This is a genomic window from Pseudomonas sp. LS_2, assembly GCF_042709235.1.
In the GTDB taxonomy this organism is placed as follows: domain Bacteria; phylum Pseudomonadota; class Gammaproteobacteria; order Pseudomonadales; family Pseudomonadaceae; genus Aquipseudomonas.
Window position 1 is genome coordinate 18,116 of sequence record NZ_JAVAYC010000023.1, and the last position, 25,242, is coordinate 43,357.

Here is a 25,242-nt window from a genome sequence, read left to right on the forward strand (position 1 = left end):
GCGTTTAGCGTCCTTGAAGTCAGCGCGCCCGAGGGTTAGCGCTGAGCTTCGAAATCAAGCAGTTTGCTGGCGACCCGGCCGGCATCGACCTGATAGCTGCCATCGGCGATCGCCTGTTTCAACTGGGCCACACGGGCGCTGTTGACTTCAGGCTGCTCGCGCAGCTTTTCGCGGATCTGCTGCAACTGCTGTGCCTCTTGACTGAGGTGTACCGCCTCTCCGCTGGCGCTGGCCTTGGGGGTTTCGCCGGCTTTCTCGGGGGTGCCCGATGCCGTGTTGCTGCGAACCCCGCCTGTGACGGACGGAGAGTTGTTCAAACGACTGAAGTCGATAACCATGATCGAAACCTCTGGGAATTAGGACGCTTGCCTTGTTTTCGGCCAATCCGAAATAAACTTTAGGCACAAATGCATTGCCGCCTATCGGCAAGCGTGTCCGACCCGTTTTCGACACAGTTTAGGAAAAGCACCTACATACTGCTAGCCCTTCGGATTACATCGCTACTTCTACCTGCCCGGGGCCGGTGACCCTGGCCTTGACCACGCGCTTGGAGTTCAGGTTGCGCACCCGGATCTGTTCGGTCAGGCCGCCTTTGCTCAGGGCTTCGCCAGGCATGCGCACGTTGAGTGTTCCGCTGCGGGCGGTAATGACCACATGGTCGCCCTTGCGGATCACCTCGGCCTGCTCCAGGTACTGCAAGGTCAGGACCTGGTCGAGGGTAGTGGGGCGCAGCAGCTTCATGCCCACGGCCTGCTCGAGCTGGGTCAGGAAACCGGCGCCGAGGGTGCTGACGTCGCGCTCGCGCATGGTCACGGCATTTTCGTCGATCACGCTGTCGCGCTTGAGCGGGCGGGTCATCACCACCACGTCGCGGAACAGCTTGACCTGAGCCGGTACGAACACGGTCCAGGGTGCAGCGCTGTCGCAGCGTACCCGCACCGTGACCCGGCCAATCGGCTGTGCCGGGCTTTCCAGCGAGGCATCCAGCGCCTGGCTGCACAGTGGCATGCGCAGGCGCGGGTCGAGGTTGTTCACCTGGATCTCGTAGCGGCCTTCGGTCTGGGTGGTGGCCAGATAGTCCTCAACGGTGAATTCAAGAAACCCTTGGGTGACACCGATAAGCTGTTCAGGCAAGGTAGCCGCATCTGCCAGCGTGCGGGTGCCGGGTGCCAACAGGCACAGCGTGGCCAGGAGGGTGGCCAGCAGGCGCGTCAGTCGTCGGAATAATGTCGTTTTCGTGTGCATACCGCTCAAAAAAGCAAAGCCCGTGCCGACTCGTTGGCAAACGGGCTGAAAAAATAGAAGGAGACTGGCATGGCTGGAGTCATGGATTCGGTCAACCAGCGCACGCAGCTGGTGGGGCAGAATCGCCTGGAACTGTTGCTGTTCCGCCTCAATGGCGCGCAGCTCTATGGCATCAACGTGTTCAAGGTCCGCGAGGTGTTGCAGTGCCCGGAACTGACCTTGCTGCCCAAGTCTCATCCGGTCGTGCGCGGGGTGGCCAATATTCGCGGCGCGACCATTCCGATCCTCGACCTGTCGATGGCCACCGGGTTGCCGCAGTTGAGCGAGGAAACCCGTAACAGTTTCGTGATCATCACCGAGTACAACACCAAGACCCAGGGCTTTTTGGTGCATTCGGTGGAGCGCATCGTCAACATGAACTGGGAAGAGATCCACCCGCCACCCAAGGGCACCGGGCGCGATCACTACCTGACGGCAGTCACTCATGTGGACAACCGCATGGTCGAGATCGTCGATGTGGAGAAAGTGCTCGCCGAGGTGGCGCCATCGTCCGAGCAGGTGTCGGCCGGCGTGGTCGATGCCGAGGTGCAGGACAAAGCGTTGAAGCTGCGGGTGCTGACCGTCGACGATTCCTCGGTGGCGCGCAAGCAGGTCAGCCGTTGCCTGCAGACTGTCGGGGTGGAAGTCATTGCCCTCAACGATGGTCGCCAGGCCCTGGACTACCTGCGCACGCTGGTCGACGAAGGCAAGCGTCCGGAAGAAGAGTTCCTGATGATGATCTCGGATATAGAAATGCCGGAAATGGACGGCTATACCCTTACTGCCGAGATTCGTAGCGATCCACGCATGCAAAAGCTGCACATCGTCCTGCATACTTCGCTGTCCGGTGTGTTCAACCAGGCCATGGTCAAGAAGGTCGGTGCCGATGACTTCCTGGCCAAGTTCAGGCCGGACGACCTGGCCCAACGGGTGGTCGACCGAATCAAGGCCACGCATTGAAACCGCCGGGGCCTGGCCCCGGCACACGCGATTTGAAAGAGGCGGCAGCATTGTCTACGGGTAATTTGGATTTCGAACAGTTCCGGGTCTTCCTGGAGAAAGCCTGTGGCATCCTGCTGGGCGAGAATAAGCAGTATCTGGTGTCCAGCCGTCTCAACAAGCTGATGGAGCAGCAAGGCATCAAGAGCCTGGGCGAGTTGGTACAGCGCATCCAGAGCCAGCCCCGTGGTGGCCTTCGCGAGCAGGTAGTGGATGCCATGACCACCAACGAGACCCTGTGGTTTCGCGACACCTATCCGTTCGAGGTGCTCAAGAACAAGGTGGTGCCGGAGTTCATCAAGGGCAACCCAGGCCAGCGTCTGCGGATCTGGTCGGCGGCCTGTTCCTCCGGGCAGGAGCCGTATTCCATTTCCATGGCCCTGGATGAATTCGAGCGCACCAACCTCGGCCAGTTGAAAATGGGCGCGCAGATCGTCGCCACCGACCTTTCCGGAGCCATGCTCAATAACTGCAAGACCGGCGAGTACGACAGCCTGGCGATCGCCCGGGGCCTGTCCCAGGACCGCCTGCAACGCTATTTCGACGCCAAGGGGCCGGGGCGCTGGGCAGTCAAGTCGCCGATCCGCAGCCGTGTGGAGTTCCGTTCGTTCAACCTGCTCGACAGCTACGCCAGCCTGGGCAAGTTCGACATCGTGTTCTGCCGCAACGTGCTGATCTACTTCTCGGCGCAGGTCAAAAAGGACATCCTCATGCGTATCCATGGCACGCTCAAGCCGGGGGGCTACCTGTTCCTCGGGGCCTCGGAGGCGCTCAACGGCCTGCCGGACCACTACCAGATGGTGCAGTGCAGCCCGGGGATCATCTACCAGGCCAAGTGAAGTAAAGAGAAGAGGCCGGTATCGAAAGATGCCGGCCTTTTTCTTTGCCTGAGACAGACGCTGGGCAGATCGCGCAGGAGCGGGCGTGCCCGCGAATCAGCCACTGCGGTGTAGGGCGAGGGCTTCGCCTGGGTGCTCGGGCATACAGCGCCTGTGGGGTCGTGAAATACCGCCGTCAATTTTTTGGATTGCCGCTTTTGCCGCAGGACAATTGCCGCTTGCCCATCCTCGAGCGGAAGCCCTTTGCCGCTTTTCTGGCATCAGGTGGAGCGGCAATAGGGCGCAAGCCCAGTAATTTCGGGGTTTTCGATGGTTGGCACAGGCCTTGCTATAACTCGTTCAACGCAACTCCGGTCAACCTGCAAGGTTTCCCCGACATGAGCATCAGTTTCGACAAGGCACTCGGTATCCACGAAAAGGCACTGGGCTTTCGTGCCCAGCGTGCAGAGGTGCTGGCCAACAACATCGCCAACGCCGACACGCCCAACTACAAGGCGCGCGACATGGAGTTCTCCTCGGTGCTGGCTGCCGAGTCCGAGAAGCAAAATGTCGGCCGTGTCTCGCTGACCCGCACCAATGCCCAGCACATCGAGGCCCAGGGTCTGACCCTGGCCGACGAGAGCCTCAAGTACCGCACGCCGGCCCACCCGTCGATCGACCAGAACACCGTCGACGCCCAGGTCGAGCAGTCGAACTACACCGAGAACGCCATGGGCTTCCAGGCCAGCTTCACCTTGCTCAACAGTAAATTCAAAGGGCTGGTCTCGGCCCTGCGTGGAGAATAAGCATGTCCCTTGCCAGCGTCTTCCATATTGCCGGTAGCGGTATGAGTGCGCAGAACACGCGCCTGAACACCGTCGCCTCCAACATCGCCAACGCCGAGACCGTCTCCTCGAGCATCGACCAGACCTACCGCGCCCGCCACCCCGTGTTCGCCACCACCTTCGAGCAAGCGCAGAACGGTGCCGGTCAGTCGCTGTTCGAAGACCAGGGCCAGGCCGGGCAGGGCGTGCAGGTCAAGGGCATCATCGAGGACCAGAGCAACCTCGAGGCGCGCTACGAGCCGAACCACCCGGCCGCGAACAAGGACGGCTACGTCTACTACCCAAACGTCAACGTGGTCGAGGAGATGGCTGACATGATCTCCGCCAGCCGGGCATTCCAGACCAATGCCGAGCTGATGAACACCGCCAAGGCCATGATGCAGAAGGTACTGACCCTGGGTCAGTGATAAGGACGACTAACCATGGCAATCGATAACAGCACCCTCAACGATGTCCTCAGGAATTCCGGCGTCAGCGACGGCACCAGCAAGCCCCAGACCCAGGCCCAGCCTACCGACAGGAATGCGTTGGACAGGAATGCGTTCCTGAATTTGCTGGTCACCCAGATGCAGCACCAGAACCCGCTCGACCCGCAGGACAATGGCGAGTTCGTCTCGCAGCTGGCGCAGTTCAGCAGCCTGGAGGGCATCACCAACCTCAATAACTCGGTCACCGGAATCTCCGATGCCCTGGGTTCGTCCCAGGCCCTGCAGGCCTCGTCGCTGGTGGGTCGTTCGGTCATCGTGCAGAACGACAAGGCCATGGTCGACACCACCAAGAGCTTCAATGGCCAGGTCGTGGTGCCGCAGACCATCAGCGAAGGCAAGGTCACCATCAAGGACAAGGACGGCAACGTCGTGCGCACCCTCGACCTGGGCGAGCAGAAGGCCGGCAACGCCGACTTCATCTGGGACGGCAAGAACGACAAGGGCGAAGTGGCCCCGGCGGGCGAGTACAGCTTCACCGCCACCACCACGGTCGATGGCAAGTCGGTAGAGATGTACACCCTGCTGCCGGCCACCGTCACCAGTGTCACCTTTGGCGCCAAGGGCAGCGAAATGATGCTCAACCTTGCCGGTATCGGCAAGGTCGGCATCTCCAAAGTACAAACCATCGGAATCTAAGGCCGGCTACTCGGCAGAAGGAGCGAACACATGTCTTTCAATATCGGTCTTAGCGGTCTGTACGCAGCCAACAAGCAACTGGACGTTACCGGCAACAACATCGCCAACGTCGCCACCACCGGTTTCAAGTCGTCGCGTGCCGAGTTCGCCGACGTCTATGCCGGTGCCAACCGCCTCGGTGTAGGCCAGAACCAGGTCGGTAACGGCGTGCGCCTGGCAGCGGTGTCCCAGCAGTTCGGCCAGGGTGACGTGAACAACACCGGCAACGTGCTGGATATGGGTATTCAGGGCCAGGGCTTCTTCGTGCTGTCCGACAACGGCGCGCTGCAATACACCCGTGCCGGTGCCTTCCAGACTGACAACGAGAACTATGTCACCACCTCCGATGGCCTGCGCCTGCAGGGCTATGCCGCCGACGCCAACGGCAATATCCAGCGGGGTGTGCTGAGCGATCTGCGCATCGATACCTCGGCGCTGGCGCCGCGGGCCACCTCCACGATCGACCAGAGCCTGAACCTGAACTCCTCCGCCAAGGACATCCCGCTGCCGGCCGTACCGCCGGTTGCCGGTGACCCGAACCTGGCCTTCGACCCGGCTGACCAGAACACCTACACCAAGTCGTTCCCGACCAAGGTGTACGACAGCCAGGGTAACGAGCACACCATGGAGCAGTTCTACCGCAAGACCGGTACCAACGAGTGGACCATGTACACCCTGGTCGATGGTCGCAACCCGTTCGATCCTACCAGCACCACTCCGCTGAGCGGCACCATCAGCTTCAACAGCGACGGCTCGGTCAATGCCATGACCGCGAGTGCCACGGGTGTGCCGGCAGGGGCGACCTGGAGCGTGACCAACAACAACTTCAACATGGTTGGCTGGATCCCGGCTTCGCAGAACGCCGCCGGCACCTGGGGGCCGAACGGTTCGAACGGCAATGCCGACGGTATCCGCCTGGCCATGGGCAGCACCACGTCCTACAACACCGACACCGCACGCCAGCGTCCGTATCAGGACGGTTACGCCACCGGTATCCTGTCGAGCCTGTCCATCGACTCCACCGGTGTGATGTTCGCCAGCTTCAGCAACCAGCAGTCGCGTGCCATTGGCCAGGTAGCCATTGCCAGCTTCACCAACGAACAGGGCCTGCAGCAGATCGGCGGTACTCGCTGGACCGAGACCTTCGCCTCGGGCATTCCAAACGTGGATGCGCCGAAGACCGGTACCCTGGGCTCGGTGGAGTCCAACTCGCTGGAAGCTTCCAACGTCAACCTGACCCAGGAGCTGGTGGAGCTGATCAAGGCGCAGAGCAACTACCAGGCGAACGCCAAGACCATTTCCACCGAAAGCACCATCATGCAGACCATCATCCAGATGACCTGATGGTCGCGGGTTGGTCGAGTAGCGTTACCCAGGCCCCTTTCCCGTGAAGGGGCCTGTCGTTTCAAGGGAGGCGTCATGAACAAGTGGATCCTTGCCTGTGCTGCCGCGCTTTGCCTGCATCAGGCCCAGGCGGGCATGGCGCCGTGGTGGCGCTGGGAAAGCCAGGTCGATGGCCGCCTGGTGTGTTCGCAGTGGTCCCCGGGCGATGGCTGGAAGCGCTTTGCCGGGCCGTTCAATAATGGTGGGTGCCGCGAGCATTGAGGTTTTGCGCCGCGTCCCGGTAGGAGCGGGCTGTGGCGACACTGCGAATAGGCTCGCTGGGCGACGGTTTGCCGCCACCGGCAAACGCCCGCCGGATATCCGTCGTTCTTTTCCTGACCGCTTTCCCCAAAAGCCCGTATTCACGGGCTTTTTTACGTCTTTTGAAAGTTGGTTCGGAACTTGCTTTATAGCCATCAGAGCAACGGCGGGCGGCAACCGATCGCCAGCGTAGCGGAGGATGACTGTGGACAAGATGCTTTACGTGGCCATGACCGGCGCCAGCCAGAACGCGATGGCGCAGAAGGCCCATGCCAACAACCTGGCGAACGTTTCCACTACCGGTTTCCAGCGTGACCTGGAGCAGGCGCGCTCGATGCCGGTGTTCGGCGACAGCTTTCCGGCGCGTGCCTTCGCCATGAGCGAGCGGCCAGGCACCGACTTTACGCCTGGGGCGATGATCGAGACCGGTCGCGAATTGGACGTGGCGGTGTCCGGCAATGGTTTCATCGCCGTGCAGGCCCCTGACGGTAGCGAGGCCTATGTGCGTACCGGCAGCCTGAACATCGACGCCCTGGGCGTGCTGCGTGCCGGCAACGGCATGCCGGTGATCGGCAACGGCGGTCCGATCGCCATTCCCCCGGAGCAGAAGGTCGAGGTGGGCGATGACGGCACCATCAGCATCCGCGCCATGGGCGAAGACCCACGGGTGATGGCCGAGGTCGACCGCATCAAGCTGGTCAACCCGGACATCGCCAGCATGACCAAGGGCCTGGACGGGCTCATCCACACCAAGAGCGGACAGCCGGCCGATGCCGACGTGAACGTGCGGGTGGTGTCGGGTTTCCTCCAGGGCAGCAACGTCAATGCCGTCGAGGAAATGACCTCGGTGCTGGCGCTGTCCCGGCAGTTCGAGCTGCACGTCAAGATGATGAAAACAGCCGAGCAGGGCGACGAAGCCATGGCTCGGGTTTTGCAAATCGTCTAACCACTTTTGAACGGGTGCCGTAAAACAGGCGCACGAGGAGAACACTAAATGCTTCCGGCTCTTTGGGTCGCTAAAACCGGCCTGTCCGCTCAGGACACCAACCTCTCGGTCATTTCCAACAACCTGGCCAACGTCTCCACCACCGGCTTCAAGCGAGATCGTGCCGAGTTCCAGGACCTCCTTTACCAGGTCAAGCGCCAGCCGGGTGCCCAGTCCACCCAGGACAGCGAACTGCCATCGGGCCTGCAGGTCGGTACCGGTGTGCGCATTGTCGGCACCCAGAAGAACTTCCAGGTCGGCAGTCTGCAAACCACCGAGAACCCGCTGGACCTGGCGGTCAATGGCCGCGGCTTCTTCCAGGTGCTGCAACCCGATGGCACGGTTTCCTACACCCGTGACGGCACCTTCCACCTGAACTCCGATGGCCAGGTGGTCACCGCCAATGGCTTCGCCCTGGAACCGGCCATCGTCGTGCCGCCGGATGCGCAGACCTTCACCGTCGGCCAGGACGGCACCGTGTCGATCACCGTTGCCGGCAACCCGGCGCCGCAGATCATCGGCAACCTGCAGACCGCCGACTTCATCAACCCGGCCGGCCTGCAAGCGATCGGCAACAACCTGTTCCTGGAAACCGCCGCCAGCGGCGCGCCACAGATCGGCACCCCGGGCCTGAACGGCTTCGGCACCACCCAGCAGCAGACCCTGGAAAACTCCAACGTCAGCACCGTGGAAGAGCTGGTGAACATGATCACCACCCAGCGTGCCTACGAGATGAACTCCAAGGTCATCTCCACCGCCGACCAGATGCTGTCGTTCGTTACCCAGCAGCTGTAAGTCAGTCACAACCCTGTTTCACCGTGAGGTAAGCGTCATGAATCGTCTGTTGTCCGTGTTCGCCCTGGGGGGGGCGGTGTTGCTGGCAGGTTGCGTCGCGCCGACGCCAAAGCCGAACGACCCGTACTACGCGCCGGTATTGCCGCGCACCCCGATGTCGGCGGCGGCCAACAACGGTTCGATCTATCAGGCCGGCTTCGAGCAGAACCTGTATGGCGACCGCAAGGCGTTCCGGGTCGGTGACATCATCACCATCACCCTCAACGAGCGTACCTCGGCCAGCAAGAACGCCGGCTCGCAGATTCGCAAGGACAGCGAGGCCAACATCGGGCTGACCTCGTTGTTCGGCGCCGTGCCGAACACCAACAACCCGTTCGGCAGTGGCGACCTGTCGCTCAATGCCGGCTACAGCGGCGAGCGCAACACCCAGGGCGCCAGTACCGCCAGCCAGGGCAACACCCTGACCGGTTCGGTCACCGTCACCGTTGCCGAGGTGCTGCCCAACGGTATCGTTGCGGTGCGCGGCGAGAAGTGGATGACCCTCAATACCGGTGAAGAACTGGTGCGTATCGCCGGGTTGATCCGTGCCGACGATATCTCCACCGACAACACTGTGCCGTCCACTCGCGTGGCCGATGCGCGCATCACCTACTCGGGCACCGGCTCCTTCGCCGATGCCAGCCAGCCCGGTTGGTTGGACCGCTTCTTCCTCAGCCCGCTTTGGCCTTTCTGAGTACGGATGAACATGTTCAACGCAAGGCAGCTGATTGCCATGACCCTCTTGATGACCTTCGCGTTCGGCGTCCACGCCGAGCGCCTGAAGGACATCGCCAGTATCTCCGGCGTGCGCACCAACCAGTTGATCGGCTATGGCCTGGTGGTGGGTTTGAACGGCACGGGTGACCAGACCACCCAGACTCCGTTCACCCTGCAAACCTTCAACAACATGCTCTCGCAATTCGGCATCAAGGTGCCGCCGGGGTCGGGCAACGTGCAGCTCAAGAACGTCGCCGCGGTGTCGATCCATGCCGACCTGCCGCCGTTCGCCAAGCCTGGCCAGGTGGTGGACATCACCGTGTCGTCGATCGGTAACTCCAAGAGCCTGCGCGGCGGCAGCCTGCTGATGACCCCGCTCAAGGGTATCGACGGCAACGTCTACGCCATCGCCCAGGGCAATCTGGTGGTCGGCGGCTTCGATGCCGAGGGTCGCGATGGTTCACGTATCACCGTCAACGTGCCGTCGGCCGGCCGCATTCCCGGTGGGGCGACGGTCGAGCGTGCGGTGCCGAGCGGCTTCAGCCAGGGCAACAGCCTGACCCTGAACCTCAACCGCCCCGACTTCACCACTGCCAAGCGCATCGTCGACAAGGTCAACGACCTGCTCGGCCCAGGCGTGGCCCAGGCGCTGGACGGCGGCTCGGTGCGCGTCACCGCGCCGATGGACCCCACCCAGCGGGTCGACTACCTGGCGATCCTCGAAAACCTCGAGATCGACCCCGGTCAGGCATCGGCCAAGGTCATCATCAACTCGCGCACCGGTACCATCGTGATCGGCCAGAACGTCAAGGTATCGCCGGCGGCGGTGACCCACGGCAGCCTGACCGTGACCATCACCGAAGACCCGATCGTCAGCCAGCCGGGGCCATTCTCCAATGGCCAGACCGCCGTGGTACCACGTTCGCGGGTCAACGCCGAGCAGGAAGCCAAGCCGATGTTCAAGTTCGGCCCGGGCACCACGCTGGATGAAATCGTCCGCGCGGTGAACCAGGTCGGCGCAGCGCCAGGCGACCTGATGGCGATCCTCGAAGCCCTGAAGCAGGCCGGTGCGTTGCAAGCCGACCTGATCGTGATCTGAGGACGTCTGATGAATCCCAAGAGCATGGTGCGCAGCCCCGCCGACAGCGGTGCCTATACCGACATCAACCGGCTCAGCTCGCTCAAGCACGGTGACCGCGACAGCGAAGCCAACGTGCGCAAGGTGGCGCAGGAATTCGAGTCGCTGTTCATCAGTGAAATGCTCAAGGCCTCGCGCAAGGCCAGCGACGTCCTGGGCGATGGCGACCCGCTGAACACCGAGACCGTCAAGCAATACCGCGACATGTACGACCAGCAGCTGGCGGTGAGCATGTCCCGTGAAGGTGGCGGTATCGGCCTGCAGGACGTGCTGGTGCGCCAGCTCTCGAAGAACAAGCCGGTGCGCCCCAATGCCAGCCCGTTCCCGGCAGTGGCCGGGCATGCGCCGGCACTGTGGGGGGCCAAGGTGGCTGAGCCTGCAGTGGCCAGCAGCGAAACGCCAGGCGTGCGCAACGACGTCGCGGCGCTCAATTCGCGGCGCCTGGCCTTGCCTGGCAAGCTCACCGATCGACTGCTGGCTGGCATCGTGCCTTCAGCGGGGACACCGGGGGCCGTCACTAACGCTGCGCCGTTGCCTGGGCGTGGCGACATTCCTCCGGGCGGCGTGGCCACCGGCGACTGGCAACCGGCGCAGGCCTTCGCCGCCCCTGGCGGCATGCGTATTCTCGGTCGCGCCGTGGCCCAGCCGCCACTTGCACCGAGCAAGGCCTTCAGCGACAGCGATGCGTTCGTCGCCACCATGCTGCCGATGGCCGAGCAGGCCGCCAAGCGTATCGGGGTCGACCCCCGCTACCTGGTGGCCCAGGCCGCCCTGGAAACCGGTTGGGGCAAGTCGGTCATGCGCAACGCCGATGGCAGCAGCAGTCACAACCTGTTCGGCATCAAGGCCAGCAGCAACTGGCAGGGCGGGCAGGCGAGGGCGATCACCAGCGAGTTCCGCGATGGCCAGTTCGTCAAGGAAACGGCGGCATTCCGCTCCTACGACTCGTACCAGGACAGCTTCCATGACCTGGTCAACCTGTTGCAGGGCAACTCCCGCTATCAAGATGCCTTGAAGGCTGCCGATAACCCAGAACAGTTTGTGCGAGAGCTGCAGAAGGCCGGGTATGCCACTGACCCAAGCTACGCCAGCAAGATCTCGCAGATCGCTAAACAGATGAAGTCGGACACGAGCTACGCAATGCTCGGAACCACCACGCAACTTTGAAAAGCTAAGGGCACGTAACCATGGCGAGTTTGATCAATATTGGCATGTCGGGGCTAGGAGCCGCCCAGTCGGGGATGTACACCCTGGGCAACAACATCGCCAACGCCGACGTGGAAGGCTATTCTCGCCAACAGAACGTGCAGCGCACCAAGGGGTCGCAGCAGTATGGCCAGGTATTCATCGGTAGCGGCACCACCCTTGCCGACGTGCGCCGGGTTTACAACGCGTTCCTCGAGAACCAGCTGCGTACCACCACCTCGCTGTCCAGCGATGCCAACGCCTACCTGAACCAGATCAGCCCGCTGGACACCGCCCTGTCGAGCAGCGATACCGGTATCACCGCCGCGCTGAAGAGCTTCTTCACCGCCATGCAGGATGCCTCGGCCAAGCCCAACGAAGACGCCTCGCGCCAACTGCTGCTGACCAGCGCGCAACAGCTGTCCAAGCGTTTCAACACCTTGTCCTCGCAGCTCAACCAGCAGAACGCCGACATCAACGCCAACATGGCGTCGATGGCCGACCAGGTGAACAAGCTCACCGCCACCATCGCCCAGTTCAACGACCAGATCGCCCGTGTCTCGGCGATCCAGGGCAAGCCCAACGACCTGCTCGACCAGCGCGATGCGGCAGTGCGCCAGCTGAACAAGCTGGTCGGCACTCAGGTCACTGAGCGCGAAGGCAGCTACGACATCTATCTGCCCAACGGCCAGGCACTGGTGCTCGGCAACACCACCCAGAACCTGGAAGTGGCGCCGAACCGCGACGACCCGACGCGCATGTCGCTGGTCATCAACCGCGGCTCGACCAAGATGGACATCACCGGCACCACCACGGGTGGCGAACTCGGCGGCCTGCTGCGCTACCGCAAGGAAACCCTGGACCCGGCGCTCAACGAGCTGGGCCGTGTGGCCCTGGTGGTCTCGGACGCGATCAACAAGCAGTTGGGCCAGGGCATCGACAAGAACGGCGAGTTCGGTGCGCTGCTGTTCAACGACATCAACAGCGCCAAGGCCATCAGCGAGCGCAGCGTGGCTCGGCTGGGCAACAGCGCAGGCTCCGGCAACCTGGATGTGACCATCAAGGACACCGGCAAGCTGTCGACCAGCGACTACCAGGTGACCTTCACCAGCGCCACTGGCTACAACGTGCGCAAGTTGCCCGACGGCACCGACATGGGGTCCTTCGACCTGAGCGACGACCCGGCGCCGGTGATCGATGGCTTCACCCTGTCGCTCAATGGCGGTGCCCTGGCCGCAGGCGACAGCTTCAAGATCACCCCGACGCGCAATGCCGCAGGCACCATCGACGCGCCGCTGACCGACCCCAAGCGCCTGGCCTTTGCCGCGCCTCTGAGCGCCAACAGTAGCAGCGGCAACAAGGGCACCGCCTCGATCACCCAGCCGAACCTGACGTCGCAGCTGGACATCTACGATGCCGCGCAGCGCACCGACCTGCAGACCGGGCTGAAGTACTCGACGCCGGTCAAGCTGGTGTTCACCAACGATGCCTCGCCCCAGAGCTACACGCTGCACGACGCCCGCGGCAACGCGATTGGCACCGGCACCATCGTGCCGGGCCAGGCCAACAAGTTGCAGCTTTCGGTGCCGATGGTCGATGCCGCCGGCAACCCGATCATGGATGGCGCCACGCAGAAGACCTTCACCTTCGACATGGAAGTGTCCGGCTCGCCCAAGAGCGGTGACAGCTTCACCGTGTCGCTGAGCGGCCCCGGTTCCTCCGACAACCGCAACGCCAGGTCGGTGATCGACCTGCAGACCCGGTCAACCGTCGAAGTAGGCGCCGATGGCAAGGGCATCAGCATGACCGATGCCTACGCCAAGCTGGTCTCCAACGTCGGCGGCATGGCAGCCCAGGCGAGCATGGACAGCGATGCCAACGCGGCCCTGCACAAGTCGGCCACCGATGGCCGCGACGCGGTGTCGGGTGTGTCCATCGACGAAGAAACCGGCAGCCTGGTCAAGTACCAGCAGTACTACACCGCGTCGTCGCAGATCATCAAGGCGGCCCAGGAAACCTTCGCCACCTTGATCAACAGTCTTTAAGGAGCCGTAGACCGTGCGCATCTCTACTACGCAGTTCTACAACACCAGCACCAACAACTACCAACGCACCTTCGCCAACCTGGTGAAGACCCAGCAGGAAGCCAGCGACGGTATTCGCGTGCGTACTGCGGCAGACGACCCGGTAGGCGCCGCGCGCTTGTTGCAGCTCGAGCAGCAGCAGAACATGCTCGACCAGTACAAGACCAACATCACCAACGTGCGCAACTCGCTGGGCACCAGCGAGAGCACGCTCAATGCGATCGGCAACATCCTGCAGCGGGTCAACGAGCTGGCCATCGGCTCGGGCAACGCCGGCTTCACCGACGCCGACCGCAAGGCCAATGCCGAAGAGCTGCAATCCCTGGAAGATCAGCTGTTCTCGCTGATGAACAGCCGCGACGAGAACGGCAAGTACCTGTTCTCCGGCTCCAAGGGCGACACCCAGCCCTACGTGCGCAACGCCGACGGCACCTACTCGTACCAGGGCGACCAGAACCAGTTGAAGCTGCAGGTGGGCGACATGCTCAGCCTGGCTGCCAACGAGACCGGTTTCGATGCGTTCGAGCAGGCCCTCAACACCAGCCGCAGCCAGACTCGCCTGACCGCGCCAGCAGTGGACGATGGCCGTGTGGGCCTGTCCAATGGCCAGGTTTCCGGCAGCGCCACCTACAACGACCGTTTCCGCAGCGGCGAGCCATACAGCATCGAGTTCCTCAGCAGCACCGAGTACCGCATTCTCGATGCCGGTGGCAACGACGTAACCCTGGAAGCTTCCCAGGGCGGCAAGTTCGACCCGAAAAGCGACAGCACCACGGTGTCTTTCCGTGGCGTCGACCTGCGCCTGGATATCAACTTCAAGCCAGGTGACGAAGCCAACCCGGACGCGGCGATCGCCGGCCACACCTTCCAGCTGAGCTCCAAGCCCGACTCCATCGGCGGCTCGCGCAGCCCAGGCAACACCTCGGCGAGCCAGATCAACAACGCAAGCATCACCAACCAGGGCCAGTACAACGCCTCGTTCCCAGGTGGTGGGGCGATCCTCAAGTTCACCAGTGCCACCGATTTCGAGCTGTATGCCGCGCCGCTCACCGACGGCAGCCGGCCGATCTCCACGGGTACCCTGGCGGGCAACGTCGCGACCGCTTCGGGTGTCAGCTTCGAGTTGTCCGGTGCGCCGAACGCAGGTGACTCGTTCGCTATCAATGTCGACAACCACCAGACCCAGAACATCCTCGACACCATCGGCCAGTTGCGCAAGGCGCTGGCTACGCCGGTGGACGGTGATCTGAAGGCCCGGCAGGAGTTCCAGGCCGCCCTGGACTCGGCCATCGGCAACGTACGCAGCGCCAGCAACCAGGTCAGCTCGTCGATCAGCGCGATCGGTGGGCGTGGTGCGGCGCTCGATGTGCAGGCCGAGACCAACGAGGCGCTGGGCACCGAGAACACCAAGACCCAGAGCTCGATCCGCGAGAGCGACCCGGCCACGGTGATGCTGCGCCTGCAGATGCAGACCAACATGCTGACCGCTTCCCTGCAGTCCTACGCGAAGATCGCCAGCCTGTCGCTGGTCAACTACATCTGAGTCCTCCTGCTGCCTCATCCCACCTGCATCAGGCCCTTGCGGGGCCTGATGCACGGCCCTGCGAAGGTCTTTCATCGTGAACGCACACCCTGACGTCAGCATCGTCATTCCCGCCTTCAATCCGCGCTTCTTCGCCATGGCGTTGCAGAGTGCCCTGGCGCAAACCTATGAGCGCCTGGAAATCCTGGTATGCGATGACAGCAAAGGCGAAGAGATCGAGGCGATCGTTCGCTCCTTCGACGGGGTCGGTATCGCACCGGTGCGCTACGTGCGCAACGATGAACACCTGGGTTTCGTGGGCAATCTGCTCAAGGCCGTGGGAATGGCCAGCGGCGAGCTGGTCAAAGTGCTGTGCGACGACGACCGGCTGTTCCCCTTGTGCATCGAGCGCCAGGCGGCGGTGCTTCAGGCTCACGCCGACGTCAGCCTGGTGCTGGCCCAGCGTGTGTTCTGCGATGCCGAAAACAGCATGCTGCCGATGCGCCTGTCGAACGCCCGCTTCGTAAACGTCGACAAGCTGTACAAGGGCGACGACATGGTGGCCTTCCAGGAGGGGCATTCGTTCGCCTTCCTCGGCAACTTCTCGGCGGCGCTGATGCGTCGCCAGCCGGCCCTGGAACTGCTGCGCACCTTGACCCAGGAAAGCCAGGGCTTCCAGATGCTGCTCGACCAGGCGCTGTTCACCTGCCTGATGCGTTGCGGCGACATGGTCATGCTCGCCGATGTCCTGGCGGTCGAGCGCTTGCACCCCGAGCGCTTGAGCAAGCGCCCGGAATCGGTGCAGATCACCCGCGTGGAATGGGGCTGGTTGCAGCAGATGGTCATTGCCCGAGGTGGCGAAGCTGCGCCGGCAAAAGGCTGGGTGCGTCAGATTTCCTTGCTCCGGGCAGCAGAGCAGCCGAGGCAGTGGCGTGAAACCAACCTTCAGCTGACCCTGAGCAACTGGCAGACCTGCATGCAGGGGCGGGTGGGCAGCGATTCGGAAAGCTACGCCGAGTTCTACCAACAGTGGTTGCAGGCGCGCCGCTTCAGCGATGCGCGGCGTCGCAACCTGCCGGCGTTGTTGGCGGCCTGGCCGAGCCAACCGCGTATCGTCGTGCTGGTGCTGGACCCGGAGGGCGAGCGCGCCGCTGTGCAGGCAACGCTGGACAGCCTTGCCGGGCAGATCTACACCTCGCACAGCTACCGGGTATTCTCGGCTCGGACCGTCAACCGCGCAGGCCATCTGACATTGGAGCAAGACTGGGTCAGCCAGCTCAACCGCGAAGTGGCGACGCTGGCCGAGGACGACTGGGTCTACCTGCTGCGCGCCGGGGACCGCCTCAGTGAGTCGGCACTGCTGATACTGGCCGAGCGCATCGCCCTGTTCCCAGGCCTGGCGTGCGTGTACAGCGACGAGGCCAGCTGGCACGAGGGCAAGTCGCAGGATCCGGTGTTCAAGCCGGACTTCAACATCGACCTGTTCCGTAGCTACCCCTATGTGGGGCGCGCCCTGGCGTTCGCCTGTTCGGCGCTCAGGGCGCAGGACGGGTTCGACCCGGCGTTCGCCGACCTGGCCCCCCACGACCTGATCTGGCGCCTGATGGAGACGAGTGGCCCACAGGTGATCGGCCACATCGCTGAAATGCAGGTGCAGTCCACCTTCAGCTACGCGCAGTGGATGTCCTCGGCGAAAGTGCTGGAGCAGAACGGCCCGGTATTGCAGGCGCACCTCAACCGCCTCGGCATCGAGCACCAGCTTCACCAGGGCGCGCTGGCGCTGCTCAACCGCGTGCAGTACCTGCATGCCGAACAGCCGCTGGTGTCGATCATCGTGACCTGCTGCGATGACCTGGGCCGCCTGCAGCAGTGCGTGCAGAGCGTCATCGAGCAAACTACCTATCCGCGCTACGAGGTGCTGGTCGTGGCCGGAGGTGAGGTCGACCCCGACACGGCCACCTGGCTGGCGGCAATGGCCGATATCGGTGGCGGTATCCTGCGCGTGCTGCGCCTGCCGCTGCGGGGCGACGATTCTGTGTTGTTCGACCGCGCAGCCAGGCAGGCGACCGGCGAGTACTTGCTCAAGCTGTCACCGACGTTATGCGTGACCCAGCCCGACTGGCTGGATGAAATGCTCCAGCATGCGCAGCGCCCCGAAGTGGGTGTGGTGGGTGCCAAGCTCATCGACCGTTTCGATCAGGTGGTAGATGGGGGCTGGGTGTTGGGCGTTGGCCAGGCCGCAGGCCCCGCGTTCGCCGGTGAGGGCATGCATGCCCGGGGCTATCTGCAGCGTTTGCAGTGCGTGCAGAACTGGAGCGCGGTCTCCGGCGACTGCCTGCTTGTGCGCAAGGCGCTGTGGGAGGGCATGGGCGGTCTGCGTACCCAGCAATTCTCCGCCGGTCTCTGCGAGCTCGACCTGTGCCTGAGGGCCACCGGCGACGGTTACCTGGTGGTGTGGACGCCCTACGTGCATATGCGTGTCATGCCGTCCGGCGGTGCTGCGCAGGGCCTGGGGAAGGCGGAGGGCGAGGTGCAGAGGTTCGTTGACCAGTGGCTGCCGCGCCTGATCCAGGACCCGGCATACAACCCCAACTTGAACCTGACGATCGCCAACTTCGCGGTGGAGGCAACCATTCGCGGCAGCTGGAACCCGCTGTGTGCCAGCGTGGTGCCGTCGGTGCTGTGCCTGCCGATCAACGCCTCTGCTGTGGGCCACTATCGCGTCATCCAGCCATTCATCGAGCTCGAGGGTGCGGGCAAGGTGATCGGCCATGTCGCCCACGAGACCCCTCACACTGTGCAACTGGCGCGGATGAACCCCGACGTGATTGTCTTTCAGCTTCGCCATACCGAAGGGACGGCGAGTGACATCGAGCGCATTGGGCGAATCTCTTCGGCCCGCCGCGTGTTCGAGATCGATGACTACGTGTTGGCCGCGCCTTCGAAGAACAGCCATGCGCGCAACAAGCCGGCAGACATCGAGCAGCATCTGCGCCGCAGCATCGGCCTGTGCGACCGTGTGGTGGTGACCACCGATGCGCTGGCCAACGCGCTGTCGAGCATGCACAAGGATATCCGCGTGGTGCCCAACACCCTGGCGCCGCACCTGTGGACCGGCTTGCAGAGCCGCAGGCGCACTTCGTCCAAGCCGCGCGTCGGTTGGGGCGGAGGCACCAGCCATACCGGCGACCTGGAGGTGATTGCCGAGGTGGTACGGGAATTGGCCGATCAGGTCGAGTGGGTATTCTTCGGCATGTGCCCGGAAGGCCTGCGGCCCTACGTGCATGAGTTCCATCCGGTAATCGGCCTGCTGGATTACCCGCGCAAGCTGGCCAGCCTGAACCTGGATCTCGCCCTGGCGCCGCTGGAGCACCACATCTTCAACGACTGCAAGAGCAACCTGCGTTTGCTCGAGTACGGCGCTTGCCGTTATCCGGTGGTGTGCTCGGACACCGAGGCCTATCGCGGCGACCTGCCATGCACCCGGGTGCGCAGCAACAGCACCGACGAGTGGTTGCAGGCCATCCGCATGCACCTGAACGACCCTGTGGCCAGCTACAAGATGGGCGACGAGTTGCATGAGCGCGTGATGCGCGACTATGTGCTGCGCGGTGATGCCCTGAAGGCCTGGGAGTGGGGCTGGCTGGCCGATTGAGGCCGATTGGCGGCGCCTGCGGCGGATGGCACCGGCTTAGCCGGTGCCAGGCAGTCCTGAATAACGGCTAGTTGGCCAGCCAGGCGTTGCGCCAGGCTTGCAGGTGTCGCTCGTCGAGCATCCAGTCCTTGCGCACCGCGACTTGCAGCTCATCACCCAGGCGCGCTGCCGCGCCCAGGTCGCTCACGTGCGCTCGAATAGCCTCCAGCCAGTCCTGGTCACGGTTGCCCACGCGCGTGACGGGCAGGCCACCGGTGTCATAGCCAAGCACATCGCTGCAGATGACCGGGTAGCCGCAGGCGCCGTATTCCAGCAGGCGCACGTTGTCCTGAAGCGCGTTGAAACGGGTCTGCTCGCGCGGTGCCAACACCAGGTCCAGGTTCAAGCCCGCCAATACCTGCGGGTAGCGCTCCGGCGCGACCTCGGCATGCACCTCGTGCAGGTGCTCGCGCAGCGGCTCAGGGCACTTGCCCAAGAACACCCAATGCACCTCGGCAGCCAACGCTTTGACCACCTCCAGCAGCAGCATCAGGTCGCGGCTGTCCTGGGTCTGGCCGGTGAGGCCGACGCGCGGCTTGTCGCCAACCCTCCGCTGCCCTTGCAGGGCGGACCAGGCGGGCACGTGCAGGCGGCTCTCGACGATGCGGATGTCAGCGTGCAAGCCGGTGAACGCTTCTGCCATTGCGGCGCTCGGCACTACCAGGCGGTCGGCGCAGGCCAGCCCACGCTGCAAGATGGCGAGGACGTTGTCCGCTGAATCCAGGCCTTCGCGCAGCTCGGCCGGCAGTTCTGGCAGGTAGGTGTCCAGGTCCACGACCTTGAACGCCCGGCTGAAGGTTTTCATGCGCTGCATCGCGGCCAGCCGCTGCTCGCCGATTTCCCCCTGCAGGATGATGCTGTCCGGCGCGAAGCGCTCAAGGTTCGGCAGGTGCATCAGGCCCGGCGACACCGCGCCGTCGAGTTGCCCGGCCTGTTGCAAGGCAGCGAGCGGCTGCGTCAGGCGGTATTGCGTGGCCATGGACAGGTCCGCCGGGTGCGCCAGCACCGTCGGCAGTGGCTTCCACGATGACAATGGGCGCCAGGACAATGCCGTGTTGGCAAGCTGGAAGCCACCCTTGTTGAGCAGTGAAAGGTTTGGGTTGTAGGCCGTGTCGCTGGCCAGCTGCGGCAGCCACTTCGCATACAGGGCATCGTCTTCGTCGGCCGAGGCGCTGTCCGTGGCCTGGTCGCTGAGCAGCAACTGTGCATGGGCGGCCCAGACGTTCAGGTAGCCCGCCTGCTGGGCGCGCAGGCACAGATCGACATCCTGGTAGCGCGCGGGAATGTCATCGCCAAGGCCACCCAGGGCCAGGTAAAGCTCGCGGGCGATCATCAGGCAGTCGCCGCTGACGGCGCTGTAGTTCTGGTCGACTTGCAGCCGCTGCATGTAGCCCGGCGCGTCCGCCGCCAAACCGACGAAGGGACGCCCGACCGGGCCTTGCAGACCGAGGATCAGGCCGGCATGGCTGACTTTGCCATCGGCCGACAGCAGCTTGGCGCCCACGGCGCCGACTTCCGGGCGCTGCGCGTGGTTGAGCAATTCGTCCAGCCACTCGTCGTCGTAGGCAGCCACGCGGGGCGAGAGCAACAGCAGGTAGTCGCCTCGCGCCTGTTCGGCGGCAGCGTTGATGGCTTGTGCCTGGGTGGCGTGGGCGTTGTCATGGAGCACAGGACGCAGGCGCGCATCGCCCAGGCCGCCGAGGGCCTCGAGCCACGCGCGGACGTCACTGGCCGCAGGGTCGCTCTCGATCAGCAGCAACTCGTGGTGGCGGTAGCGGGTGTTCTCGAGCAGGCTTTCGATGCAGCGTTGCAGGTAGTTCAGGGCGCTGCCGGCATTGATCAGGATCGACACCAGTGGCTGCTGCCGATGGCCGTAGCGAATACGGTACTGGCCAGGCTTGTCGCCCAGCACGTCGGGTGCCTCGTAGCCACGTGCGCGCAAGTGCTGGAGGATGGCGTCTCGTTCGTCGGCAAGGTTTGCCAGTTTGGGCGCATCGCTGATCAGCAGGGGTTCGGCGATGTGGCCGAGGCCATCCAGGCCGCCGTGGCTGATCAGGCGCAGCACCAGCTCGAACTCTGGTGCCTGGGCGTAGTAGGCATCGAAGCCGCCGGCGTCCAGTACCACGTCGCGGCGCAGCAGCCAGTGACGGCCCATGGAGGCTGGAAGGCCGAGCAGGAAATCGAGGTTGAAGTCCGGTTTCAGCACCGCGCCCAGGTTGTCATCGCCCTGGCGATACAGGACATCGCAGTACAGCGCCCGGCAACCGGGGGCGTTGAGCAGCTCCAGGCCCGCCACCAGCAGGCCGCTGGTGGTCAACCCATCCCCGGCATTCACCAGGCAGAACCAGTCGAACTGTGCTTGCGCGAGCAGGCGGTTGAGCGGGTCGATCCAGTTGTCCGCCGTTACCGCGATGACCGGGCCTTCGAACGTACTCGCCTCGCTGCCTGCCACGCTGAGCAGGACAGGGTGGATGTTGCGGTAGGTATCGCTGGCCGCGGCCAGCGATTGCTGGGTCGTCGCGAGCTTGGCCGCATCGCCTTGCAGGTCGAGCACCAGCACGCCGAAGCTCGGGCCTTGGCCATGCTGTTCCAGGCGCTGCTCCACCAGGCTGCGTTGCAGGGGCGAGAGGCTGCGCTGGGCGAGCCAGTGCTGTGCGCCTGCGGCCTGGGGTTGGTGTTCTTCGACCACGCCAAGCAGCGTCAGCATCTTGCGTCGGCCGTTGCGTACGGTTTCGCTGCCCAGGTCTCCATGGCGCGCGTAGAGTTGCTGGTGGAGTGCCGGGTAGTCCTTGAACGCCTGCTGCGAGCGTCGTCCGGGCTCGGCGACGGCAACACGCATGCGCGCTTCGACGGTTTCTCTGCGCACATGGCGCAAGTTGGCGCGCAGGGCCAGGCGCATCAGGAAGTCCCAGTCCTCGAAGGCAGGCAAAAGCTCGTCGAAGCCGCCCACGGCGCCGATAAGGGCGCGCGGGCAGGCGAAGGTATTGACCGGGATGTAGTTGTTGTAGAACAGCCGCTCACGGGAAAACTCGCCGTGTCGGTAGCGTTGCTCGCGACGTTGCTCGATCCGTACGTCGTCTTCCAGCGTTTCGGTGACGAACACCGCGTCGGTGTAGACCACTTCTCCCGGATGGCTTTCGATGGCCTGTGCAAGGGTTTGCAGGTGGTCCGGCAGGTACAGGTCGTCATCGTCCAGATACACCACATAGTGCCCGCGCGCCAGACGATAGGCAGCGTTGCGTGCCGCCGCCGGGCCTTGGTTGCGGCCCTGGTAAAGGTAGGTGCTGGCGAAGGAGTAGCTGTCGAGCAGCGTTTCGACCGGCGTGCCCTTGTCGTTGACCAGGATCACTTCGAAGTCCTGGCAGGTTTGCCGGGCCAGGCTGTCCAGCGCATCGACCAGCAGGCGCGGGCGGTTGAAGGTAGTGAGGATGACGCTGAACAAGGGGGGCACGTTGTTGCGGTTGGTCTTGCTACCCTCGTCAGAAAGGGCCTGGGTCGAGCTGTCGTCGATGTCAATCCGCTCATCTTTCGATCGGGCTCGGCTGGTCATAGTCTCTCTCGTGCAAATGTGAGGGCTGGCGGTTGGCGACGCGCGAGCGTCAGTCTTCCGGCGTTGGGGCAGGGCAAGCAAAAGGTCTGCCAAGCCTTGTGCCTGGAATGCCGGGCTGTCATCAGGGCCGCGAGTGAAATGACTTTGGCGGTGCGACGTGACTTGGCAGTCGAAACGCGCATCTTTAATCTATTGAGTCAGCGGGCAAGACCGTCAGTACGGTATGCAAGGCCAATATCCATGGTCCGTAGCCCGCGAAATTCCGCCATGATCTATCGGGAAGCCACAATGATTGGCATCAAAAGCATCGCCAGCTACGTACCTGTCGAGGGCGTCGACAACTACGCCCAGGGTGCGAAGTTCGGCAAGGACCAGGATTTCATCTTCGGCAAGATCGGTTCGACCTTCCTGCCGCGCAAGGAAAATGGCCAGGAAACCTCCGACCTGTGTGTCGAGGCGGTCCGTACACTGTTCACTGCCAATCCATCGCTCGACCCTGCTGCTATAGATGTCGTCATCGTCGTGACCCAGAATGGCGACGCCGAGGGGCTGCCGCACACGGCTGCCATCGTCCAGCACAAGCTGGGGTTGTCGACCCAGGTCGCGGCCTTCGATGTTTCCCTGGGGTGTTCGGGCTACGTCTATGGCCTGTATGCGATGAAAGGCTTCATGGAGGCGGCGGGCCTCAAGAACGGCTTGCTGATCACTGCCGACCCGTATTCGAAGATCGTCGATCCCGAAGACCGCAATACCACCATGCTGTTCGGAGACGCGGCCACCGTCACCTGGATGGGCGAGGGCGCGGCCTGGCAATTGGGCAAGTCGCTGTTCGGCAGTGACGGCGCCGGTGCCGAGCACCTGCGTACCACCGACGGCAAGTTCTTCATGAACGGCCGCCAGGTGTACAACTTCGCCTTGGTCAAGGTTCCGGCACACCTGTCGCAATTGCTGGAGGCCAGCCAGCTGAAGGCGGCCGACATCGACCTGTTCTGCCTGCACCAGGGCAGCGCGGCTATCGTCGATGCGGTGTCGCAGCGCTTCGAGGACGGCGAGCATAAGGCCAGGTTCGTCAAGGACATGCTCGAAACGGGCAATACCGTGTCGTCGAGCATTCCCTTGCTGCTGGAGAAGCACGTGCTCGGCAAGCCGCTCAAGCGGGTTGCGCTCAGTGGCTTCGGTGTTGGCCTGTCGTGGGGCTCGGCAATCATCGAACGCGTCGACTGAGCTGACGCAGCCTGGAAAAAAGCGCTCGCCGGTTTCCGGTCAGCGCTTTTTTTCGTGAGGTGATTGGGGGTGGTGGGTTTCTGGCGTCAAACCCTTGATTTCATTGAAGTGGCAGGGTGCCAGTAAAAAATTTTGCAAAAGCCCTAAAGCAAACCGCTGTGACGACGATAAACATTACGAAGGTTCTCTAGGCCACACACCCGGCGAATTGCCAGGCCGGAAGCCGTAGTACCCAACCAACGAGGAATTCGTCATGGCTTTGACCGTTAACACCAACACCACCTCTCTGGGTGTTCAGAAAAACCTGAACCGTGCTACCGATGCACTGAGCACCTCGATGAGCCGTCTGTCCTCCGGCCTGAAAATCAACAGCGCCAAAGACGACGCCGCCGGCCTGCAGATCGCTACCCGCATGACCTCGCAGATCCGTGGTCAGACCATGGCGATCAAGAACGCCAACGACGGTATCTCCATCGCCCAGACCGCTGAAGGCGCGATGCAAGAGCAGACCAACATCCTGCAGCGTATGCGTGAACTGGCCGTTCAGGCTCGAAACGACTCGAACAGCGAGAAAGACCGTGAAGCGCTGAACAAAGAATTCAGCCAGATGTCCGACGAGCTGTCGCGTATCGCCAACAGCACCCAGCTCAACGGCAAGAACCTGCTGAACTCGGCTACCACCATGACCTTCCAGGTCGGTTCCGAGAGCGGCACCAACAACCAGATCTCCATCACCCTGGCCGACATGACTGCCGCGACCCTGGGTGTCGACAGCACCACGATCTCCATCTCCGGTGCCGATGCCGACATCAACGCCAACTTCGAGGCCGCCCTGAGCGCAATCGATAGTGCTCTGCAGAGCATCAACAGCACTCGTGCCGACCTGGGTGCCGCGCAAAACCGTCTGACCAGCACCATCAACAACCTGCAGAACATCAACGAGAACGCCGAAGCCGCTCGTGGCCGTGTACAGGACACCGACTTCGCTGCTGAAACTGCCCAGCTGACCAAGCAGCAGACCCTGCAGCAAGCTTCGACCTCGGTTCTGGCCCAGGCCAACCAGCTGCCATCGGCAGTCCTGAAGCTGCTGGGCTAATCTGCCAGATAGCTGATGGCGGGGGGGCGCTTCCCAGGCGCTTCCCCGCCTTTTCGTTGCGAGGTGGTTGACATGGACATGAGCGTCAAGCTGAACCTGTCTTATCCGGCCGCACGTGTGGCCGAGCAGGTTGCCGACAAGCCGGTGGCGCGGTCGACAGAAGCTACTGGCGGCAGTGAGAAAAAAGACCCGGTCAGAAAGGTGGATGACACCGACAAGGTCAAGCAAGCCGTCGCTGAAATCGAGCAGTTTCTGAAGCAAAGCCGACGTAACCTGGAATTCTCGACTGACGAGGACTCCGGCAAGATCGTGGTCAAGGTCATCGCCAGCGATACCGGCGAGTTGATCCGGCAGTTGCCCTCCGAAGAGGCGCTGCGCATCGCCGAGAGCCTGAGCGATGTCCAGAGTGTGTTGTTCGACGCCAAGGTGTAACCTGCGTCGGGTAACGACCCAACAGATT

At 63.2% G+C, this 25,242-nt stretch carries 21 protein-coding genes; 18 read left to right on the forward strand and 3 right to left on the reverse strand.

Annotated features, from left to right (window positions below; genetic code table 11):
• Positions 1–35 precede the first annotated feature (35 nt).
• Together flgM and flgA are read right to left on the reverse strand one after the other, a co-directional pair.
• On the reverse strand, positions 36–338 hold the full coding sequence (flgM, locus tag RAC97_RS18875) for a flagellar biosynthesis anti-sigma factor FlgM (protein WP_375101063.1): 303 nt from the start codon (positions 336–338) through the stop codon (positions 36–38).
• A 154-nt stretch (positions 339–492) separates the two neighbouring features.
• A complete protein-coding gene (gene flgA, locus RAC97_RS18880) occupies positions 493–1,245 on the reverse strand; it encodes a flagellar basal body P-ring formation chaperone FlgA (protein ID WP_375101064.1) in 753 nt (250 codons plus the stop codon).
• Between the two features lie 69 nt (positions 1,246–1,314).
• Between flgA and RAC97_RS18885 the strand changes: the two genes are divergently transcribed.
• From RAC97_RS18885 to RAC97_RS18955, 15 genes are all read left to right on the forward strand, one after another.
• Positions 1,315–2,244: a chemotaxis protein CheV gene (locus RAC97_RS18885; RefSeq protein WP_375101065.1), complete on the forward strand. Its 930-nt coding sequence runs from the start codon at positions 1,315–1,317 to the stop codon at positions 2,242–2,244.
• 50 nt (positions 2,245–2,294) lie between these two features.
• The gene (cheR, locus tag RAC97_RS18890; RefSeq protein ID WP_375101066.1) at positions 2,295–3,122 is read left to right on the forward strand and encodes a protein-glutamate O-methyltransferase CheR; all 828 of its coding nucleotides are present in this window, start codon (positions 2,295–2,297) and stop codon (positions 3,120–3,122) included.
• A 377-nt stretch (positions 3,123–3,499) separates the two neighbouring features.
• Positions 3,500–3,907, forward strand: a complete 408-nt coding sequence (flgB, locus tag RAC97_RS18895; RefSeq protein WP_375101067.1) for a flagellar basal body rod protein FlgB — start codon at positions 3,500–3,502, stop codon at positions 3,905–3,907.
• A gap of 2 nt (positions 3,908–3,909) precedes the next feature.
• Positions 3,910–4,353 carry a flagellar basal body rod protein FlgC gene (flgC, locus tag RAC97_RS18900; protein ID WP_375101068.1) on the forward strand — a complete coding sequence of 148 codons (444 nt, stop codon included), beginning with the start codon at positions 3,910–3,912 and terminating at the stop codon, positions 4,351–4,353.
• A gap of 15 nt (positions 4,354–4,368) precedes the next feature.
• Complete coding sequence (gene flgD / locus RAC97_RS18905; RefSeq protein ID WP_375101069.1) at positions 4,369–5,070, forward strand: flagellar hook assembly protein FlgD; 702 nt, start codon at positions 4,369–4,371, stop codon at positions 5,068–5,070.
• A gap of 30 nt (positions 5,071–5,100) precedes the next feature.
• Positions 5,101–6,453, forward strand: a complete 1,353-nt coding sequence (gene flgE / locus RAC97_RS18910) for a flagellar hook protein FlgE (protein ID WP_375101070.1) — start codon at positions 5,101–5,103, stop codon at positions 6,451–6,453.
• 75 nt (positions 6,454–6,528) lie between these two features.
• Complete coding sequence (locus RAC97_RS18915) at positions 6,529–6,714, forward strand: hypothetical protein (RefSeq protein ID WP_375101071.1); 186 nt, start codon at positions 6,529–6,531, stop codon at positions 6,712–6,714.
• 244 nt (positions 6,715–6,958) lie between these two features.
• Positions 6,959–7,699: a flagellar basal body rod protein FlgF gene (locus RAC97_RS18920; RefSeq protein WP_375101072.1), complete on the forward strand. Its 741-nt coding sequence runs from the start codon at positions 6,959–6,961 to the stop codon at positions 7,697–7,699.
• A 48-nt stretch (positions 7,700–7,747) separates the two neighbouring features.
• Positions 7,748–8,533, forward strand: coding sequence for a flagellar basal-body rod protein FlgG (gene flgG / locus RAC97_RS18925; protein WP_375101073.1), 786 nt, complete (start codon positions 7,748–7,750; stop codon positions 8,531–8,533).
• Between the two features lie 37 nt (positions 8,534–8,570).
• Positions 8,571–9,266: a flagellar basal body L-ring protein FlgH gene (gene flgH / locus RAC97_RS18930; RefSeq protein ID WP_375101074.1), complete on the forward strand. Its 696-nt coding sequence runs from the start codon at positions 8,571–8,573 to the stop codon at positions 9,264–9,266.
• A gap of 12 nt (positions 9,267–9,278) precedes the next feature.
• Positions 9,279–10,388, forward strand: coding sequence for a flagellar basal body P-ring protein FlgI (locus tag RAC97_RS18935; protein WP_375101075.1), 1,110 nt, complete (start codon positions 9,279–9,281; stop codon positions 10,386–10,388).
• A gap of 9 nt (positions 10,389–10,397) precedes the next feature.
• Positions 10,398–11,594, forward strand: coding sequence for a flagellar assembly peptidoglycan hydrolase FlgJ (gene flgJ / locus RAC97_RS18940; RefSeq protein WP_375101076.1), 1,197 nt, complete (start codon positions 10,398–10,400; stop codon positions 11,592–11,594).
• Between the two features lie 20 nt (positions 11,595–11,614).
• Positions 11,615–13,657 carry a flagellar hook-associated protein FlgK gene (gene flgK / locus RAC97_RS18945; protein WP_375101077.1) on the forward strand — a complete coding sequence of 681 codons (2,043 nt, stop codon included), beginning with the start codon at positions 11,615–11,617 and terminating at the stop codon, positions 13,655–13,657.
• A gap of 13 nt (positions 13,658–13,670) precedes the next feature.
• Positions 13,671–15,239 carry a flagellar hook-associated protein 3 gene (locus tag RAC97_RS18950; protein WP_375101078.1) on the forward strand — a complete coding sequence of 523 codons (1,569 nt, stop codon included), beginning with the start codon at positions 13,671–13,673 and terminating at the stop codon, positions 15,237–15,239.
• Positions 15,240–15,315: 76 nt separating this feature from the next.
• Positions 15,316–18,873: a glycosyltransferase gene (locus tag RAC97_RS18955; protein WP_375101079.1), complete on the forward strand. Its 3,558-nt coding sequence runs from the start codon at positions 15,316–15,318 to the stop codon at positions 18,871–18,873.
• Between the two features lie 67 nt (positions 18,874–18,940).
• Here the strand turns inward: RAC97_RS18955 and RAC97_RS18960 are convergent, their stop codons facing one another.
• Positions 18,941–22,462, reverse strand: coding sequence for a glycosyltransferase (locus tag RAC97_RS18960; protein WP_375101080.1), 3,522 nt, complete (start codon positions 22,460–22,462; stop codon positions 18,941–18,943).
• 288 nt (positions 22,463–22,750) lie between these two features.
• Between RAC97_RS18960 and RAC97_RS18965 the strand changes: the two genes are divergently transcribed.
• From RAC97_RS18965 to RAC97_RS18975, 3 genes are all read left to right on the forward strand, one after another.
• Positions 22,751–23,686, forward strand: a complete 936-nt coding sequence (locus RAC97_RS18965; protein ID WP_375101081.1) for a ketoacyl-ACP synthase III — start codon at positions 22,751–22,753, stop codon at positions 23,684–23,686.
• Positions 23,687–23,939: 253 nt separating this feature from the next.
• Complete coding sequence (locus tag RAC97_RS18970) at positions 23,940–24,782, forward strand: flagellin domain-containing protein (RefSeq protein ID WP_375101082.1); 843 nt, start codon at positions 23,940–23,942, stop codon at positions 24,780–24,782.
• Positions 24,783–24,854: 72 nt separating this feature from the next.
• Positions 24,855–25,214: a flagellar protein FlaG gene (locus RAC97_RS18975; protein WP_375101083.1), complete on the forward strand. Its 360-nt coding sequence runs from the start codon at positions 24,855–24,857 to the stop codon at positions 25,212–25,214.
• The last annotated feature ends 28 nt before the right edge of the window (positions 25,215–25,242 follow it).